General features: G+C 57.6%; 11 protein-coding genes. 4 read left to right on the plus strand and 7 right to left on the minus strand.

All coding sequences use genetic code 11. From position 1 onward, the window contains the following. Positions 1-48 precede the first annotated feature (48 nt). From fhuB to mrcB, 5 genes are all read right to left on the minus strand, one after another. A complete protein-coding gene (gene fhuB / locus Q1L34_RS21680) occupies positions 49-2031 on the minus strand; it encodes a Fe(3+)-hydroxamate ABC transporter permease FhuB (protein ID WP_327204278.1) in 1983 nt (660 codons plus the stop codon). Then, complete coding sequence (gene fhuD / locus Q1L34_RS21685; protein WP_004858076.1) at positions 2028-2918, minus strand: Fe(3+)-hydroxamate ABC transporter substrate-binding protein FhuD; 891 nt, start codon at positions 2916-2918, stop codon at positions 2028-2030. Before fhuD ends, fhuB begins: the two co-directional genes overlap by 4 nt. Then, positions 2918-3715: a Fe3+-hydroxamate ABC transporter ATP-binding protein FhuC gene (fhuC, locus tag Q1L34_RS21690; protein WP_004858074.1), complete on the minus strand. Its 798-nt coding sequence runs from the start codon at positions 3713-3715 to the stop codon at positions 2918-2920. The genes fhuD and fhuC overlap by 1 nt, the downstream gene beginning before the upstream one ends. Positions 3716-3761: 46 nt before the next feature. Next, positions 3762-5975, minus strand: coding sequence for a ferrichrome porin FhuA (gene fhuA, locus Q1L34_RS21695; RefSeq protein ID WP_015585113.1), 2214 nt, complete (start codon positions 5973-5975; stop codon positions 3762-3764). A 229-nt stretch (positions 5976-6204) separates the two neighbouring features. Beyond that, complete coding sequence (gene mrcB, locus Q1L34_RS21700; RefSeq protein ID WP_004858069.1) at positions 6205-8757, minus strand: bifunctional glycosyl transferase/transpeptidase; 2553 nt, start codon at positions 8755-8757, stop codon at positions 6205-6207. A gap of 611 nt (positions 8758-9368) precedes the next feature. Between mrcB and gspS the strand changes: the two genes are divergently transcribed. Continuing rightward, the gene (gene gspS, locus Q1L34_RS21705; protein ID WP_032716589.1) at positions 9369-9743 is read left to right on the plus strand and encodes a type II secretion system pilot lipoprotein GspS; all 375 of its coding nucleotides are present in this window, start codon (positions 9369-9371) and stop codon (positions 9741-9743) included. A gap of 40 nt (positions 9744-9783) precedes the next feature. Here gspS and gspB read toward each other — a convergent pair whose 3' ends face one another. Beyond that, entirely contained in the window at positions 9784-10326 is a 543-nt protein-coding gene (gspB, locus tag Q1L34_RS21710) for a type II secretion system assembly factor GspB (protein ID WP_048024048.1), read from the minus strand. Between the two features lie 88 nt (positions 10327-10414). Further along, a complete protein-coding gene (pulA, locus tag Q1L34_RS21715) occupies positions 10415-13696 on the minus strand; it encodes a pullulanase-type alpha-1,6-glucosidase (RefSeq protein WP_004858060.1) in 3282 nt (1093 codons plus the stop codon). Positions 13697-13986: 290 nt separating this feature from the next. On the opposite strand from pulA, the gene gspC reads away from it, so the two are divergent. The 3 genes from gspC to gspE are packed head-to-tail and all read left to right on the plus strand — an operon-like array spanning position 13987 to position 18320. Next, positions 13987-14847: a type II secretion system protein GspC gene (gene gspC / locus Q1L34_RS21720; RefSeq protein ID WP_327204279.1), complete on the plus strand. Its 861-nt coding sequence runs from the start codon at positions 13987-13989 to the stop codon at positions 14845-14847. 42 nt (positions 14848-14889) lie between these two features. Beyond that, positions 14890-16830 carry a GspD family T2SS secretin variant PulD gene (pulD, locus tag Q1L34_RS21725; protein ID WP_327204588.1) on the plus strand — a complete coding sequence of 647 codons (1941 nt, stop codon included), beginning with the start codon at positions 14890-14892 and terminating at the stop codon, positions 16828-16830. Then, on the plus strand, positions 16827-18320 hold the full coding sequence (gene gspE / locus Q1L34_RS21730) for a type II secretion system ATPase GspE (RefSeq protein ID WP_099842793.1): 1494 nt from the start codon (positions 16827-16829) through the stop codon (positions 18318-18320). Before pulD ends, gspE begins: the two co-directional genes overlap by 4 nt.

An 18320-nucleotide genomic window follows, 5' to 3' on the forward strand; every position in this document is an offset into this window, starting at 1 on the left:
CGGCCTGTGTTTTTGTCGCCCCGGTAAGCGAAGCGCCACCGGGGAAAATTATCGGCTCTGTTTCCTCAGCAGATAAATAAAGTACGGCGCGCCGATAAAGGTCGACAGCAGACCTGCGGGGATCTGATACGGGAACATCATCATTCGCCCGCACCAGTCGGCAAAGACCAGCAGCAACCCGCCGATCAACCCGGCCATCACCATCTGCGGCATCGTCCGGCGGAATCCCATCATGCGCGCAATATGCGGCGCCATCAGGCCAACAAAACTCAGCGGGCCGATAGTCAGCGTGGCGGACGCCGTCAGGCCAGCGGCCAGCAGCAGCAGAGCGACCCGCGACGGCGTCAGCGCCATACCTACCGCGCGTGCGGCTTCACCACCCAGCGGCAGAATCGTCAGCCAGCGCCGACACAGCGGCACCAGAATCAGCAGCAGCACCATCGCCATCCCGCTCCGAACGACCATCTCCGGCGTGGCGCCGTAAGTCGAGCCGGAAATCCACGTCAGAATCTGCGCCATGCGCGGATCGCCGCTGGCCTGCAGCATCATCAACAGCATAGTGAAGGCGGTGCTGAGCGCCATCCCCGCCAGCAGCATCCGGTGCGGCGAGAAACCGCCGCGCCCGGCAGCCACCAGGATCACCAGCAGCGTCGCCGCCGCCCCCAGGCTACCGGCCGGCAGCAGCCAGCCGAAAGCGTTGCCGGGAACGAAAAACAGCATCAGGACAATACCAAAAGCTGCGCCGGAGCTGATGCCCAGCACTTCCGGGCTGGCCATCGGGTTACCGGTCAGGCGCTGGATAATACACCCCGCGACCGCCAGCATCACCCCGGCGAACAGCGCGGCGAACACCCGCGGCCAGCGCCACGGCATCAGTTGATCCAGCAGCGTGCCGCTCGCCCAGTGCCAGCTCTGCGCATCCCGCCCAAAGGCCAGGGCGACGAGGAGCGCCAGCAGCAGGATCAGCAAACCGCCAAACGCAAATCCCCGTACGTTTTGCCGTTCCACCAGCACTTTATCGCCGGCATTCATCACCGGCGCACTGATGCTGCGCAAGCGCGGCAGCAGCCACAGCAGCAGCGGCGCGCCGATCAGCGCCGTCACGGAACCGGTGGACACTTCCCGCCATACCCGGGTCAGCCACAGAATGATCTGGTCTGACAGCCAGAGAATGAGCGCGCCAATCACCGCCGACAGCAGCAGACGCGACAGCAGACGACGCGCGCCGAGCATTTTCGCCAGCAGCGGCGAAAACAGGCCGATAAAACCGATAATCCCCACCGCATTCACCAGCAACGCGCTGATAACGATCGCCAGCGTCAGCGTGGCCAGACGCGCCAGAGAGAGCGCCAGTCCGAGATTACGCGCCACGCCATCATCCAGCCCCATCAGCGTGAGGGGACGCAGCAGCAGCAACGTTAACATGAGGCCGCCGAGCAGCTGCGGCCACAGCCGTTGCACCACGCTCCAGTCGGTTTGCGTCAGCGTACCGGTGCTCCACAGGAACATACTTTGCAGCTGATCGTGATGGAAAATAACCATCAGCTGGTTCAGCGCCCCGCAGTACAGACTGACCACCAGACCGGCAAGAATCAGGGTTACCGGCGACAGCCGTTTTCCCCACGAGACGCCGAAAACCAGCGCCCCGACAAGACAGGCCCCCGCCAGTGCGGCGAATTGCGACGCCAGTACGCCGGGAATCGCCCACAGCGTCGTCACCGTCATCCCCAGCTGAGCGCCGGTCGCGACCCCGAGGGTGGTCGGTTCCGCCAGCGGGTTGCGCAGCACCTGCTGGAACAGCACGCCCACCAGTCCGAGCCCCGCGCCAACCAGCAGCGACACCGCCAGTCTCGGCAGCAGGCTGTAGTGGAACAACATCTGAGCGATATTGTCGATATCCGGCTGCCACAGCGCCTGGCGCCACTCGTGCTGCGGCAACGCCGCCTGGAGATTCAAGAAGCTGAGCGCAAATGCGGTCATCGCCAGCACCGTCAGCAGCAGTGCCGCCAGAGGAGACAGTCGCGATCTCATGCCTCACCTCCCTGGACATCCGCCAGCACGCGGGCAAAATGCATTGCCGACAGCGTCGCACCGTAGAACCAGACAGCCGGCACGCGCTGGAAGCGCCCTTCGCGGACAAACGGCATCGCCTGCCAGAGCGGCGTACTCATCAGTTGGCTCATTTCGGCACGATTACCGTGGTCGAAGCAGATAACATCGGTCTCTTTGTAGGCGGCCAGTCGATCGATTCCCACGCTGACGCTGCCCCAGAAGGCGGTTTCACCGCGCCAGGCATTTTTAATCCCCAGGCGATCGAGCACCTCCTGAAACAGGCAATTATTGCCGAAAACCAGGACATGGCGGGGATCGAGCAAGGTGATCATCAGCAGCGGACGATCGCCACGGCGGGCGAAACGCGGGCGCAGATTCTCCATCAGCGCGTCAAATTCCGCCAGATGGCGCTTCGCCGCCTGCTGCCGGCCAATCAGCTCGGCCATCTCGTTGAGAGATTGCTGCGCCATCTGCAGCGGTCGTTTACCGTCGCTGAAGGTGAATCCCCGCCCCGGGGCAATGCGCGCCAGCTTCTCTGGCGACGGCCCATATCCGGCCGACCAGACGATAAACGACGGTTTCATCTGCGTCAGCAGCTCAAGATTCGGCTCCGTACGCAGCCCGACATCAATCACCGAGGAAGGCAGCGCCGGTTCATTCACCCACAGGTTATAGTTCGGGATATCGGCCACGCCATAGGGCGTCACGCCAAGCGCCAGCAGGAGTTCTGCCGGCAGCCACTCCAGCGCCACAATACGCTGCGGATCGAAGCTTGCGGCCTGGGCGCCGCGCATCTGCCACAGCAGGGGCGACAGGGCCATCGCCGCCAGCAGACGGCGACGGGTAATGAAAGGGGTCTTTTCCATCAATAGACAAAGCTTACCGGCGCGCTACCCGCCGGATGCGGCAGAATACCCATCGGAATACCGTAAATTTGCTCCAGCGTTTCGCTGCGCATCAGCTGCGCGGGCGTGCCCTGAGCAATCATCTCCCCACCACGTAACGCGACCAGATAATCACAGTAACGGGCAGCCATGTTGATATCGTGCAGAACGGCGATCACCGTTAACCCGCGCTGTTGACTCAAACGATGCACCAGCGCCAGGACATCCACCTGATGGGCAATATCCAGCGCCGAGGTAGGTTCATCCAGCAATAAACAGCGGCTGTCCTGCGCCACCAGCATGGCAATCCACGCCCGCTGGCGCTCACCGCCTGACAGGCTGTCAACCAGCCGGTGCGCCAGCGGCTTAAGGCCGACCAACGCAATCGCCTCTTCAACTTTTTCCCGGTCGGCGGCACCGAAACGCCCCAGCGCGCCGTGCCACGGATAGCGGCCGATGGCCACCAGCTCGCGCACGGTCATCCCTTCCGCCGGCGGCAGCTGCTGCGGCAGATAGGCCACTTTACGGGCAAAGGCCTTGCTGCTCCAGCTGTCCAGAGGCTGCCCGTCCAGCAGCACATCGCCTTCCGACGGCGGCTGATGACGGCCGAGCATTTTCAGCAGTGTGGATTTGCCGGAGCCATTATGGCCAATCAGCCCCGTCACTTTTCCCGCCGGGAAAGTTAAGGAGAGAGGATGCAGCAGCGTACGGCCAGGTACGCGAAAGGTAACGCGATTCAACGAAAACGTGGTATCAGAGTGCGGAGAGTTTTCCTGCATAGCGGCGACCTGGTGAACGGCGCGGCGAACCGCGCCCGGTAAGTGATTAGAAGCGGAAGGTTCCGGTCGCAATAACCTGACGTCCTGCGCCCCAGTAGCACGCGTATTCGCTGTAGCAGCTGGATACGTACTCACGATCGAACAGGTTGTTCACGTTGATCCCCACAGACGATCCTGGCAGACCAAAACGCGCCAGATCGTATTTCACCGTGGCATCCATCAATGCATAGCCGGCCACGTTGAAGGAGTCGTTTTTCTTCCCGGTGTCGGTATCATTTTTGTAGTAGCTCACCGTCGAGCCGATATAACGCGCCCCGGCCCCGACCGTCAGACCGCTCAGCGCGCTCTCGTGGAAGGTATAATCCGCCCACAGCGACGCCATGTTGCGCGGAACTTCCGCCGGACGTTTGCCTTTGAATACGGTGTCTTCGGTGTACTCCGCATCGGTATAGCTATAGGCCGCCGTCAGGTTGATATTGGCATTGACCGCTGCTTTTGCTTCCAGCTCAAAGCCGCGTGAGCGAATTTCACCTGTTTGAATGCTATAAATTCCGTACGGATCGTTGGGATCCGCGGTCAGGTTTTTGTCTTTGGTCAGCTGATAGACTGCCGCGGTCACCACCACCGGCATATCTTTCGGGACGTATTTCACGCCCGCTTCATACTGCTCGCCGCGAGAAGGATCGAACGGCTTGCCTTCGCGGGAAGAGCCGGAAACCGGTTCGAAGGACTGGCTATAGCTGAAGTACGGAGAGATGCCGTTATCGAACAGATAGTTAATACCACCACGCCAGGTAAACTGCTGATCGTGGTTTTCCGCGAGATCGTTAGAAGAGCGCGTCAGGGTCGAAGCCATGGCGTAATCATAGCGGCCGCCCAGCGTCATTACCCATTTGTCCCACTCCATCTGGTCCTGAGCATACAGGCCGGTCTGCTCCATGCGGTTCAGCACCGCGTAGGGGAAGTTCACGTTGACGTTCGCATTACCGTATTGCGGATTGTTCATGCTGATTGAATCGGCAGAACCGTATTCCGCATTCACATCGTTACGCATGCGCGAATAATCAACGCCGGTCAGCAACGTATGGTTAACCGCGCCGGTGGCAAAATCAGACTGCAGCTGCGTATCAACGGTGAACGTATTGAGATGTTCATCAGAACGCACATAGGCGCGGTTGATTTGGCCCGGAGCCGAATAGCCGTTACCGTAAACGGAGCGATACAGCGTCTTCACGTCGGTATAGCGCAGGTTCTGACGCACCGTGAAGGTGTCATCGAACTGATGCGAGAAGCTGTAGCCGACCATCTGCTGACGGCGGGACATCTTGTTATCCGGCTCGCCTTCGTTGTAATCAGTCGGCAGCTTATGGGCATTGCCGTTGGCATCGTAATACGGCACCACGGTCCCTTCGCGAGGCAGCCAGCCGTAGTAACCGGCATACGGATCGTTCTGGAAGTTGCTCAGGAAAGTGAAGTCGGTTTTATCATCCGGACGCCAGCTGAAGGAGGGCGCGACCGCGTAGCGAGTCGATTTCGCCATCTGCTGCTGCGCATCCTGACTGCGGCCTAAACCGGTCAGTCGATACGACCATACGCCGTTATCATCGATGGCATCACTGAAGTCAAAACCGGTCTGCCACAGATTATCGGTACCCATTTTGAACTGAATTTCTTTCAGCGGTTCGGTCGTCGGACGCTTGCTCACCATACTGACGATGCCGCCAGGGTTGCTGTTGCCGTACAGCACCGATGTTGGCCCACGCATCACTTCCACACGTTCAAGGAAATAAGGGTCCATCGACACTTCTGAATAGTTATTCCCCTGCAGCTTCATGCCGTCCAGATACTGGTTGGTATTGACCGTTGTGGAGGTCGTGAAGCCGCGAATGGTCACCACATCATAGGTGGTAGAGCTGCCGCGGGTGGAGAAGACGCTCGGCGTATAGGACAGCGCCTCTTTCACCGTCGTCGGCTGCTTCATGTCCATCTCGGCACGGGTGACGACGGAGACAGACTGCGGTGTTTTTTCAATCGGGGTATCGGTTTTGGTCGCAGTTGCCGAATGTTTCGCCGCGATCGTGGGCGACGGGCCCCAGGCACTCTCTTGCGCGGCAGGTGCCGCGATAACGGTGATGGTTTCTTCTTGTTTCGGTTCAACTGCTGCCTGCGCATAGACAGACATGCCGCTAACCGCCGTGGCTACTACGACTGCGATTTTACGCAGCGAGTGATTTGGCTGAGCAGTTTTTGGACGCGCCATGGGTATATCTCTGATGAAAGTGAATGATAACGTAAACGAGAATTATTATTATGACCGTTGACATAATAGGCGAAACGCAGAATACAAGGCAAGTGGTATGCCCCGCGCTGAAGACTGAAGGATGAAATAATAACCAGGCAGTTATTGTGGGGTTAAGTGACTGTTAAGTAATGTGCAGAAAAAAAAAAGCCCTCTGATACATCTGTATCAGAGGGCCTGGTGACGACGATCAGTTACCGCCGAACATATCCTTAATCCAGCCTGCTACGCCATCGCTCTTTTCCTGCTTCGCGGGCTGTTGCTGTTGCTGCTGTTGTTGCGCCGGCTGCTGCTGTCCGGACTGATTGAACGGATTGTTCTGCTGCTGCTGCTCCAGCTGCTGCTGTTGCATCTGCTCGCCCTGGCGACACAGCGCATCCGGCGTGGTTGTCCAGACCGGAAGCGAACGCATCCCCCCGCTACACACGAAGTTGCCATTGCTGTCCACGCCCATATCCACCACGTCTTCCGGTGCCGTCAACACCAGCGGCGTCGGCGTCTGGTTAGCCAGATAGCGCTGGTAAATAGACATGGCGCCGCTGGCACCGTAGAGTTTCGTCGGCTGGTTGTTATCGCGACCCACCCAGGTAATGGTCACCTGACCGCCGTCAATACCGGCAAACCAGGTATCGACGTTATTGTTGGTGGTCCCGGTTTTCCCTGCCAGATGCAGGCCCGGATACTTCGCGCCAAGCTGACGGCCGGTACCGCGCTGCACAACCTGCTGCATGGTCCACAGCGTCATGTACGCCGCCTGCGCCGGCACCGCACGCTCTGCCTGCGGATAGCTCTGATACAGCACGGTACCATCTTCGGCGATGACCGAACGCAGCGCCGAAAGCGTCGCGCGGTTACCGCCGCTGGCGATGGTCTGGAACGCCTGCGCGACTTCGATCGGCGTCAGGTTCAACGCCCCGAGAATCATCGCCGGTACCGGGTGCAGCTGATCTTTCGGCACGCCCAGTTTGACCCAGGTGTCGGTTATCGCCGGCAGGCCCAGCGCCATCCCGAGGTTAACGGTCGGCACGTTCATCGAGCGCGTCAACGCATCCACCAGCATCACCTGACCACTAAAGCGACGATCGTCGTTCTGCGGGGACCAGGTCTGACCGTTTGGCAGACGGATGGAGATCGGTGCATCGGCAATCGAGGTGTTCAGGCGATACTGGTTCGGCAAGCTCAGCGCCGTCAGATAGGTCGCTGGCTTCGCCAGAGAACCGATTGAACGGCGGGCCTGCATCGCGCGGTTGTAACCGGCAAACTGCGGTTCCGCACCGCCGACCATCGCCCGCACTTCGCCCGTAAAGCGGTCAACGACCACCATCGCGGTTTCCAGATCCGGCAGCTTACGCTGTTTCTTCAAGGCCGGAATGCCGTCGGTCGCCGCTTTTTCTGCCGCATCCTGCGCAACGGAGTCAAAGGTAGTAAAGATCTTCACGCCGGAGAGATCTTTCACCTTATCGCCCAGTTTCGCCTGCAGCTCCTGACGAACCATCTGCATAAATGCCGGCTGTGGAGAGATCACGCCGCCGCGCGGCTGCACGCCCAGCGGACGCGCGCTCAGCATGTCATACAGCTCCTGATCGATCACGTTCTGCTGCTGCAGCAGACGCAGCACCAGGTTGCGTCGTTCCAGCGCCAGCTTCGGATTACGCCACGGGTTGTAAATCGATGCCCCTTTCACCATCCCGACCAGCAGCGCCTGCTGGTCGAGGCTGAGTTCTTCGACCGGGCGGCCAAAGTAATAGAGGCTCGCCAGCGGGAAGCCGCGAATTTCGTTGTCGCCGCTCTGACCGAGGTATACCTCGTTCATATACAGCTCAAGGATACGATCCTTGCTGTAACGCGCATCAACGATCAGCGCCATATAGGCTTCGTTCGCTTTACGCCAGTAAGAACGCTCGCTGGAAAGGAACAGGTTTTTCACCAGCTGCTGGGTCAGCGTACTGGCCCCTTGCACCGTGCGCCCGGCCGTCAGGTTCGCCAGCACCGCACGACCAATCGAGTACAGGCTGATCCCGTCGTGTTCATAGAAGTGACGGTCTTCGGTCGCCAGCAGCGTATCCACCAGCAGGTCCGGGAAACCGCTGCGCTTGACAAACAGACGCTGTTCGCCATTTGCCGACTGCAGCATCGTGATCAGCCGCGGATCGAGACGGAAGAAGCCGAACTGGCGGTTGTTCTCCATATTCTCAATCGTTTCCAGATGATCGCCGTCAAAGGTCAGGCGTGCACGCACCTGCCCTTCTTTACTATCAGGGAAATCAAACGGACGACGGATCATCTCAATGCTGTTGGCCTGCACGGTGTACTCGCCCGGACGCGTCATCGCGCTGACCTGGCGGTACTGCGTGGCATTCAGCAGACGCACCATCTCATTTTTGCTGATCTGCATATCCGGTTCGAGGTTAACCATCCGGCCATAGACCGCCGCCGGAAGCTCCCAGACTTTGCCGTCGATACGGCTACGGATTTTCTGATCGAGGTAGACACCGTAAGCGGCAACCAGCACCGCGACCACGATCCCTAGCTTGAACAGTAGCCATAGCCAGGTACGTTTACGGCGAGGCTTGTTACCTTTGCCTTTTGCTTTCTTCGGCATCGGCTCTTGATCCTCATAATCATCATCGTCGTAATCATCGTCGTAGTCCTCATCCCGGACCCGACGACGAGTCACTTTTTGTTTTGCCGGACGCGAGGGCTTTCCCTTACGTCCGATAGGCTCGCGGTCATCTCCCGCCATGCTTTTTCTCCGCAACTTTCAGGCGTAAAAGCCTGATTCTCAATACTTCCTCTTGAAAGAGGAAGAAGATATCTCTCAAATTCACGCCCGGAGGTCTCAACCCGCAGGCCACGACCTCGGTATCACAGCACTTCGCGTCTCAGGGCGCGGTCATGATGTATGTTTATGTACTCCTGGAGAATTCATAATATAAATCATCATGTTATACGCATCGCCTGACGAGAATTTTGGGACATAGCACAAATAGTCCAGGTGACACAGGATAGCACTAAACCGGGACAGGCTTAACCAGCATTTTACTCCCTCACGACGTAACAAAAGCGAAAATATTATGTTTTTTAATAACATAAAAAATATTCTCCGCCGTTCATCGTCTCAGCGGTCTGTCTGAGGACCTCTGTCACGATAAAAAACAAAAACCTCAGCGCGGATTGAATATTATATTCTGAGTGTGACAAGAAATATTCTGGCAAGAAGTAAAGAGAAACATTAAGCCATTTGACGATAAAAACGGGAGCGCCTTAACAAATATCTATAATAATATTTCCTGATGACAGCATGAAAATATTTGTTAAACTGTCCTTCAGTTAACCCGATCCCTTTAATATATTATGCGAACTTCCGTTATATTTCCGCTGCTCATGATTGCCGTTCTCGCGGGTTGCCAGCAGAACCGTTCGTCTACGCTCAGCCCCGCCATCAGCAACGAAGCGCAGCTGGAACAGCTCTCTTCCGTGGCCGCCGGCGCGCGTTATCTGAAAAATAAATGCAGCCGTAGCGATCTTCCTTCCGATGACGCTATCGACCGCGCGGCATGGAATGTTGGCAAAAAGAGAGGATGGAGTAATATTGATTACGCCACGCTCAACCAGCGCAGCACGCAAATGTATCAGCAACTGCAGCAGGACAGTACGCCGGAAACCACCAAATGCAGCCAGTTTAATCGCCAGCTGGCGCCCTTTATTGATAGCTTACGCAGTCAATAAAATGACGAAATAGCTCTGCTGTTTATTATTTCGCACCGCTTTATTCCCCTTGAGGGCTATCTTCAATAATGCCTCCCGGCCAGTCGTCGAGAGCCGCAAGGGTAAATGTCTTACCGTTAAAACTGAATAGCGTGACATCCTGCTGAATTTGCTCAATCACCAGATTCGGCAGCGGCGACTCCCCCTCTTTCCAGGACTGACCATTTAACACGATGCTGCGTTTCTCCGCCGAGGACGCGTAGACATGCGCGCTATAGCGCAGCGCCGGCAGATTATCGTCATCGACGATAGCCTCGGGTTTCGCTTTCTCAGGTTCCGGGGCGGCGACCGGCTTAACCTTTTTTTGCGCCGAGGAAGCCATTGGCACCAGTGCCGCATGCGCCGCCGGCACAACCAATGCTGATGTTACAGGGGGATTGCGCCACTGCTCGCCCGCAAACCAGCCGAGGGCAATCAGCAGCGCGGCATAGAGTGGCACAATCGGATACGGCACCTGCACCATGCGTCCAACCACCACCGGCGGTTCGCCCTCATGCGCAATTGACGCGGGCAAACGGCACGCTTTGTCATCAGAAACGATCACGCTCTCTCCTTTCCCCATAAAACAATAGCCCGGCAATGTCTGCCGGGCTATCAGGCCCCCTTCTCAGGGAGCGGCAAAAGCCCCGGCGTTACTTACTGCTCACCGGCAGCCCCGTCCCCTGGGCATCGCCCTGAGGTTTTTCCAGTACCGCCACGGACCAGGCTGGCAGGGTAATCGCGCCATTGGCCGCAATCTCCACGCCGCTCGCCAGCGATCCGTCACCGGCAGCCTGCTGGATGGTGCTCAGCTGCAGATTGTCGCCGATGAAATCATTGAGGGTCCGGCTCTCGGATGCGGCGTTGATCGCCACCACCAGCCCATCAACCCGGCTATCGAGACTCGCCCCTGCCTGCACGCCATCATCGATGGTCATGATCAGCAGACCGGCCTGCTGATCTGGCCCGGTATTACGGAAATCCACGCGCTTCATCACCGCGCTGCCGTCGCCTAAGGTGAACAGCGGGGAGGATTTACGCAGCCCGGTCAGCTCCTGGTAGAATGCGGTCATCTGCTTCAGCTCCGCTTCGCCAGGCGTGGCAACCATCTCTTTAACGCGAGAAATCACCTCATAGTTGCTGCCGTCATCGCTGATGCGCGGCATCCCGACATTAAAGTTATTGTCCTGCATGGCATAGTCCACGCGGTTAAACCAGTCGCCGGAGTCGTAGGAGTCGCGGGTAAAGGATTTCGAGCGCAGCAGTTCAGAACCCTGCTGGTCGAAAGCAATCCCCTGCCCCAGCATCACCGTCGCCAGCGACACCGCCTGCATCCGCACGCGCGTATTCAGGTCAGCCTGCTGCGCGGCTTTGTAGGTAATCATGTCCCACAGCGTCTGGTTGTCGTGCTTCGAAACATAGTTGACGACTTCCGTCGGGTCAGCGGCATAGCCGCCAGGTGCGCCGTTATAGTCAATTTCGCTGCCTTTCTTCACCGCGCCGTCTTTATCGATCAGGATAAAATCGGCAAGGTTACCGGCCATCCCCAGACGAGTCAGGTCGGCCAGGTGATGAACCTGGTCATCGTTCAGACGGGTCAGCTCGTTGGGCAACACGCCCGCGCCGCTGCCAACCCCCTGGTTTTCACGCAGCGCATCGCCGGAATCGAACGGGCCGCCGCCGCGGACGGCGTCGCGCAGACGATCGGAGAACGTACCGATGCCAGTGCCTTTCAGGTTGATCTGCGAGGCAATTTCAAAGCGATCGCTCTGGTTAGAGTCCCAGCCTTCGCCGAAGAAGTAGATATCCGGGTTCAGGGCCTTAATGCGATCCCACGCCGAAAGAATTTGCGCTTTCGGGTGATAGCCCATCAGGTCGAAGCGGAAACCATCGATTTTATAATCCGTGGTCCACACCGCCAGCGAATCGGCAATAAGCTTCGCGAACATCCGATGCTCAGGCGCTGAATCCGAACAACAGGTGGCTGACTCAACGCTGCCGGTGCTTTCATTCAGACGCTGATAGTACCAGGGCACTATTTTATCCAGCACCGACGTACGGTCAGTTGGTCCGGCGGCATTAGTATGGTTGTACACGACATCCATAATGACGTTCATGCCCAGATCCTGCTTGATCGTCTGAATCATGGTGCGAAACTCTTTGATGCGCGTCGTCCCCTCCGGATTGGTCGCGTACGAACCTTCCGGCACCGTATAGTGGAACGGATCGTAACCCCAGTTATAGGAGTCGGTCTGCGCCACCAGGGTGTTCAGCGCCTGAACCTGCGGATTGTCCTGGCTATCGCCCTGCTTCAGCTGATTGAGCACCTCTTCAACGGTGGAGCCGCTGGAGCAATACCCGGCAAATTCGCTGCTCTTCACCGCGCTGTTAACGTCGCACAGGTGGCTGAACGACTGCTGGATATCGGCGACTTTATCGCTGAACTCGTTGACCGTTGCCAGATCGAAGACCGGCAGCAGCTCAACGTGCGTGACGCCTGAAGCGGAGAGCTTCTTCAGATGCTGCACCATATTGCTGTCGCCGGCGGTCAGCGCAAGGTATTTACCGCGCAGTTCGGCCGGAACGGTCTGATCCCAGGCGGAGAGATCGCGAATGTGCGATTCATGAATCGTCATTTTCGCCAGATCGGCTTTGGTTTTCTGAGCATGCGGCATTGTCAGACTATCCCAGCCTTCTGGCTTAAGATCGCTGTCGTTGAGGTCAACGACCTGACTGTATTCCGAGTTAGTGGATAAGCTATGGGAGTACGGGTCAGTCACTTCATACTGTTCAACCTGGCGCGACTGCGGATGGTAAACCGTCAGCGCGTAGCGATAGAACGCCCCTTTCAGGTCGCTACCGCCCTGCCATGTCCAGGAACCCGATGCGCTGTCACGGGTCATCGGATGGCTGGCCACCACTTTTTTATCCGCGCTGTAGAGCACCAGATCGACCTGCTGCGCGGTGGGCGCCCACAGACGGAAATTGACCCCGCCGTCGCTCATCTGAGCCCCGTAATTCAGCGCTTCCGCCGCCGGCGCATAGGTATCATCCAGTACGCCCGCCGTCTGCACCTGGGTGGCGGAAATCAGGATCCCGTCCTCTGCGGCGGCAATGGCTACCGTTTCCCCCTGCAGCAACTCATCCGTTTTGGCATCATCCGGCAGTTTAAACGCCGCATAGCCTGAAAGCTGCGGGAAACGCATGCTGACCTGCTGGCTGATGGTGGTTGGCGTCAGCTTCAGGTAACGGTCGGTAAATTTTCCTTCGCTATCGGCCGCCACTTTGCTGCTGTGGCTGTAGTACAACCGGACGATTGGCTTGTCTTCGCCAGCCGGCCACAGCAGCGTCGTTTTATCAACCCAGTGCGCTTCGGCAAGCGCCACGCCGAAAGCGGCGCGGAAGGCGTCAGCGCGAGAGTCATAGATCGCGCTGTTACCCGCGATCACCGATACCGTGCGATCGGTGAAGTCGCCAAAGGACACGCGCAGGTCGCTGTCGATCAACTTGTTGGTGCCATCTCTGACGATGACGTTGATACAACCGCTCTCTTTATTCAGTGGAATGACCCAGTACGGGCCGTATTTATCGCTACCGGCCGGCGTCGTGCTGACGTCATTCCAGTCGGCTACCGGCGCGCTTAAAGCATCGCAGGTTTCATTATTCCAGAGATACAGGTTCTTACTGCTGTAATCCGCCGGGCTGGTACCGGTGATCCCGGCAATATCGACCAGATGGATGACGGCCTGATTCGCCGTCGCCATCACGGCCTCACCAGGAACCGCCACATCGGGTAAACGAACAACGACATCCTGGTTATCAGGATTGCCAGGGTTATCAGGTGAACCAGAGGAAGAAGATGAAGAACTATTATCGCAGCCGCTAAGTAAAATCAACGAGCCAAGGAATAGGGCATTACAGGTATATCTGAGCATTCGATAGTCCCTAATATGCTTAATAATTTATGAAAGGTAAGAAAAGATGTTTATCTGTAAAGCGTCGCAATTAGATATTTTTGTTTTCTCCGGTTCAATCATCCATTAACAATTAATGGGGGGGCGTAGGTGGCCGGGGGAGTAAAAATAAAAAGGGAATGACGACCCGGATCGCGAAACTCATTATGATTCGCGACGACAAATCCGGTTTCTCGCAATAAAAGCTCGCAATATAAAAAAACCACCCACCAATATAGGTAGGGGTACTGTATCGCCTCGAGGGAAATAAAATGAGCAACGGAATAAAAAGATATATTTCTGTGATGCAGTTAACACTAATAAATAAAAAATACATGCATTACGCACCGCATATTGCCATGCTCGTCACCTTATTACTGATTGGCCAACAGCTGGCAAAATTAAGCTGGCGAATGATACTCCCTGCTTCCTCTACGGGTATTGAGATGAATGACGCGCCGGAGATCGCCGCGCTCATCCCGGCACCAAAAGCTGAATTACCGGTATTCACACTGTTCGGTCGCGCAGAAAAAAAACCGCCGTCATCAGCGCATGACGGCGGCCTCGAACAGGCCCCGATCTCTTCCCTTAAGCTGCGGATTACCGGCCTGCTCGCCAGCAGCGACGCGGCCCGCTCGATTGTCATCATGGCAAAAGGAAATCAACAGGTTAGTCTGATGACCGGCGACAGTACACCGGGTAATGAAGCCCGGATTATCGCCATTCTGCGCGATCGCATTATTGTCAGCTACCGGGGCAGAAATGAAGCAATTTTACTCGCGGATGCCCCCACGGCGAAAACCGCTGGCGCCCCTGGCACCGCGCTTAATTCATCACTCAGCCAGATTCGCCAGCAGCCGCAAAATATTCTTAATTACCTCAATATTTCCCCGGTCATGGTCAATCAACAGCTCAGCGGATATCGGCTTAATCCCGGCAAAGACCCCACGCTTTTCCGTGAATCTGGTTTACATGAAAACGATCTGGCGGTCGCTTTAAACGGACTTGATCTTCGCGATCGGCAACAGGCTCAGCAGGCATTAAAACAGCTCCCGGAGCTCAGTGAAATAACCCTAACCGTCGAACGCGAAGGCCAGCGACAAGATATCTATTTAGCATTGAGGGATGAATAATTGGCAAAGACAACGATTTTCCGCCTGATTTTCACCACTCTGATGATATTCAGCTCGCTGTTATTCAGGCCGCTGCACGCGGAAGAATTCTCCGCCAGCTTTAAGGGAACCGACATTCAGGAATTTATTAATACCGTGAGTAAAAACCTGAATAAAACGGTCATCATTGACCCCAGCGTACGCGGCACCATTACCGTCCGTAGTTACGATATGCTCAACGAAGAGCAATATTATCAGTTTTTCCTCAGCGTACTGGATGTCTATGGTTTTGCCGTTATCAATATGAATAACGGCGTGCTCAAAGTGGTACGTTCGAAAGATGCCAAAACCGCCGCGGTCCCGGTCGCCAGCGATGCCGCCCCCGGCGAAGGGGATGAAGTCGTGACCCGCGTGGTTCCGCTGACCAACGTGGCCGCCCGCGATCTGGCGCCGCTGCTGCGCCAGCTCAACGATAACGCCGGGGCCGGCAGCGTGGTGCACTACGAGCCGTCCAACGTGCTGCTGATGACCGGGCGCGCGGCGGTGATCAAACGTCTGCTGACCATCGTCGAGCGCGTTGATAACGCGGGCGATCGCAGCGTAGTCACGGTTCCGCTCTCCTGGGCCTCCGCCGCCGACGTCGTCAAACTGGTCACCGAGTTAAACAAAGACACCAGTAAATCTGCGCTTCCCGGTTCGATGGTCGCGAACGTGGTCGCCGACGAGCGTACCAATTCGGTACTGGTGAGCGGCGAGCCGAATTCACGGCAGCGAATTATCACCATGATTAAACAGCTCGACCGCCAACAGGCGGTACAGGGCAACACCAAAGTTATCTACCTCAAGTACGCCAAAGCCGCCGATCTGGTGGAGGTGTTAACCGGCATCAGCAGCACCCTGCAGAGCGACAAGCAGAACGCGAAACCGGTGGACGCGCTGGATAAAAATATCATTATCAAGGCCCACGGCCAGACCAACGCCCTGATTGTCACCGCCGCGCCGGACGTGATGAACGATCTTGAGCGAGTGATCGCCCAGCTGGATATACGCCGTCCGCAGGTGCTGGTGGAAGCAATCATTGCCGAAGTTCAGGACGCCGACGGCCTCAACCTCGGCGTCCAGTGGGCCAACAAAAATGCCGGGATGACCCAGTTCAACAACAGCGGTCTGCCGATGTCGACGGTGATTGCCGGCGCCAATCAATACAACAAAGACGGCACGGTCACCACTTCGCTTGCCAGCGCGTTAAGCTCGTTTAACGGCATCGCCGCCGGGTTTTACCAGGGCAACTGGGCGATGCTGCTGACCGCGCTCTCCAGCAGCAGCAAAAACGATATTCTCGCCACCCCCAGCATTGTCACTCTCGACAACATGGAAGCCACCTTTAACGTCGGCCAGGAAGTCCCGGTGCTCAGCGGTTCGCAAACCACCTCCGGGGATAACATCTTCAACACCGTTGAACGTAAAACCGTCGGTATCAAGCTCAAGGTCAAACCGCAGATCAACGAAGGCGATTCGGTGCTGCTGGAGATCGAACAGGAGGTCTCCAGCGTCGCCGACTCCGCCTCCAGCACCAGCGCTGATTTAGGGGCCACCTTCAACACCCGCACGGTGAATAATGCGGTGCTGGTGGGCAGCGGCGAAACGGTGGTGGTCGGTGGACTGCTGGACAAAAGCGTCACCGATACCGCGGATAAAGTGCCTCTGCTCGGGGATATTCCGGTTATCGGCGCCCTTTTCCGCTCCAGCAGTAAGAAAGTCTCCAAACGGAACCTGATGCTGTTTATCCGCCCGACCATCATCCGCGATCGCGATAGCTACCGTCAGGCCTCTTCGGGCCAGTACAACGCTTTTAACGAAGCCCAGACTAAACAGCGCGGCAAAGAGAACAACGAGGCGTTGCTGAGTGACGATCGGCTGCATATCTACCCGCAGCAGGACACCGTGGCTTTTCGCCAGATAAGCGCCGCCATCGATGCCTTCAACCTCGGAGGCAAACTATGACGCCAGCAACCGAGGCTCGCCCGCTACTGCCCTTTGTCTACGCCCGCGCCCACAATATCGTGCTGCTCAGCGATGGCGCGACGTCTCTGGTCCGCTGCCTGCGCAGCACGTCCGCTCAGGCGTTGCTGGAGGCGCGGCGGGTCGCGGATGGCCCGATCGCCGTTGAACATCTCTCCGCTGAAGAGTTTGAAAAGCTGTTGCTGCTGAGCTACCAGCGGGACTCAGCAGAAGCCCGGCGCATGATGGCCGATATCGGTAACGAGCTGGATTTATACACCCTGGCCGAAGAGCTGCCGGACACCGACGACCTGCTGGACAGCGAGGACGATGCGCCAATCATTCGCCTGATTAACGCCATGCTCACCGAGGCCATCAAAGAAAAAGCCTCTGATATTCATATCGAAACCTACGAACGCCATCTGCAAATTCGCTTTCGGGTGGATGGCGTCCTGCGCGAAATCCTGCGCCCACAGCGCCGTCTCGCCGCCCTGCTGATCTCACGCATTAAGGTCATGGCAAGCCTCGACATCGCGGAGAAACGCATTCCGCAGGACGGGCGCATGGCGCTGCGCATTGGCGGGCGCGCCGTCGATGTTCGCGTCTCAACGCTGCCTTCCAGCTACGGCGAACGCGTGGTGTTGCGTCTGCTGGACAAAAACAGCGTCAACCTCGATCTGCTCACTCTGGGGATGCCGCCCGCGCTGTTGCAGCAGGTCGACGATCTGATGGCTCGTCCGCACGGCATTATTCTGGTTACCGGCCCCACCGGGTCAGGAAAAAGTACCACCCTGTACGCCGCCCTCAGCCGGCTCGACGCCCGGGAGCGCAATATCATGACCATTGAGGACCCGGTCGAATATGAGCTGGAGGGTATCGGCCAGACCCAGGTCAACGCCAAAGTGGAGATGACCTTTGCCCGCGGGCTGCGCGCGATTTTGCGCCAGGATCCGGATGTGGTGCTGGTGGGGGAAATTCGCGATGGCGAGACGGCGCAGATCGCCGTGCAGGCCTCGCTGACCGGACATCTGGTGCTCTCCACGCTCCATACCAACAGCGCGCTGGGGGCCATTTCACGTCTGCAGGATATGGGCGTCGAGCCGTTTTTGCTCTCCACTTCGCTGCTGGCCGTCATGTCACAGCGTCTGGTGCGCCGCCTTTGCCCGCACTGCCGCCAGTCGCAGCCGGCCGATGCGCAAACCGCCGGCCAAATGGCCATCGCCCGCGGAACGCCGCTGTGGCGGGCGGTCGGCTGCGCAGAGTGTAGTTTTACCGGTTATCGCGGACGCACCGGGATCCATGAACTGCTGCGGATTGACGATCGGGTGCGCATGGCCATCCACCGGGGAGAAAATGAATTAACGCTGATTCAGCAGCTGGGGTCGGACTACACCACTCTACGGGATGCCGGGCGGGAAAAGGTGCTGGCCGGAATCACCAGTTGGCAAGAGGTGGTCAGAGTGACCGAACAGCGCGCGGGAGAAGCAGACTAA

The organism is Klebsiella ornithinolytica (assembly GCF_030505655.1).
Classification (GTDB): Bacteria; Pseudomonadota; Gammaproteobacteria; order Enterobacterales; family Enterobacteriaceae; genus Klebsiella; species Klebsiella ornithinolytica.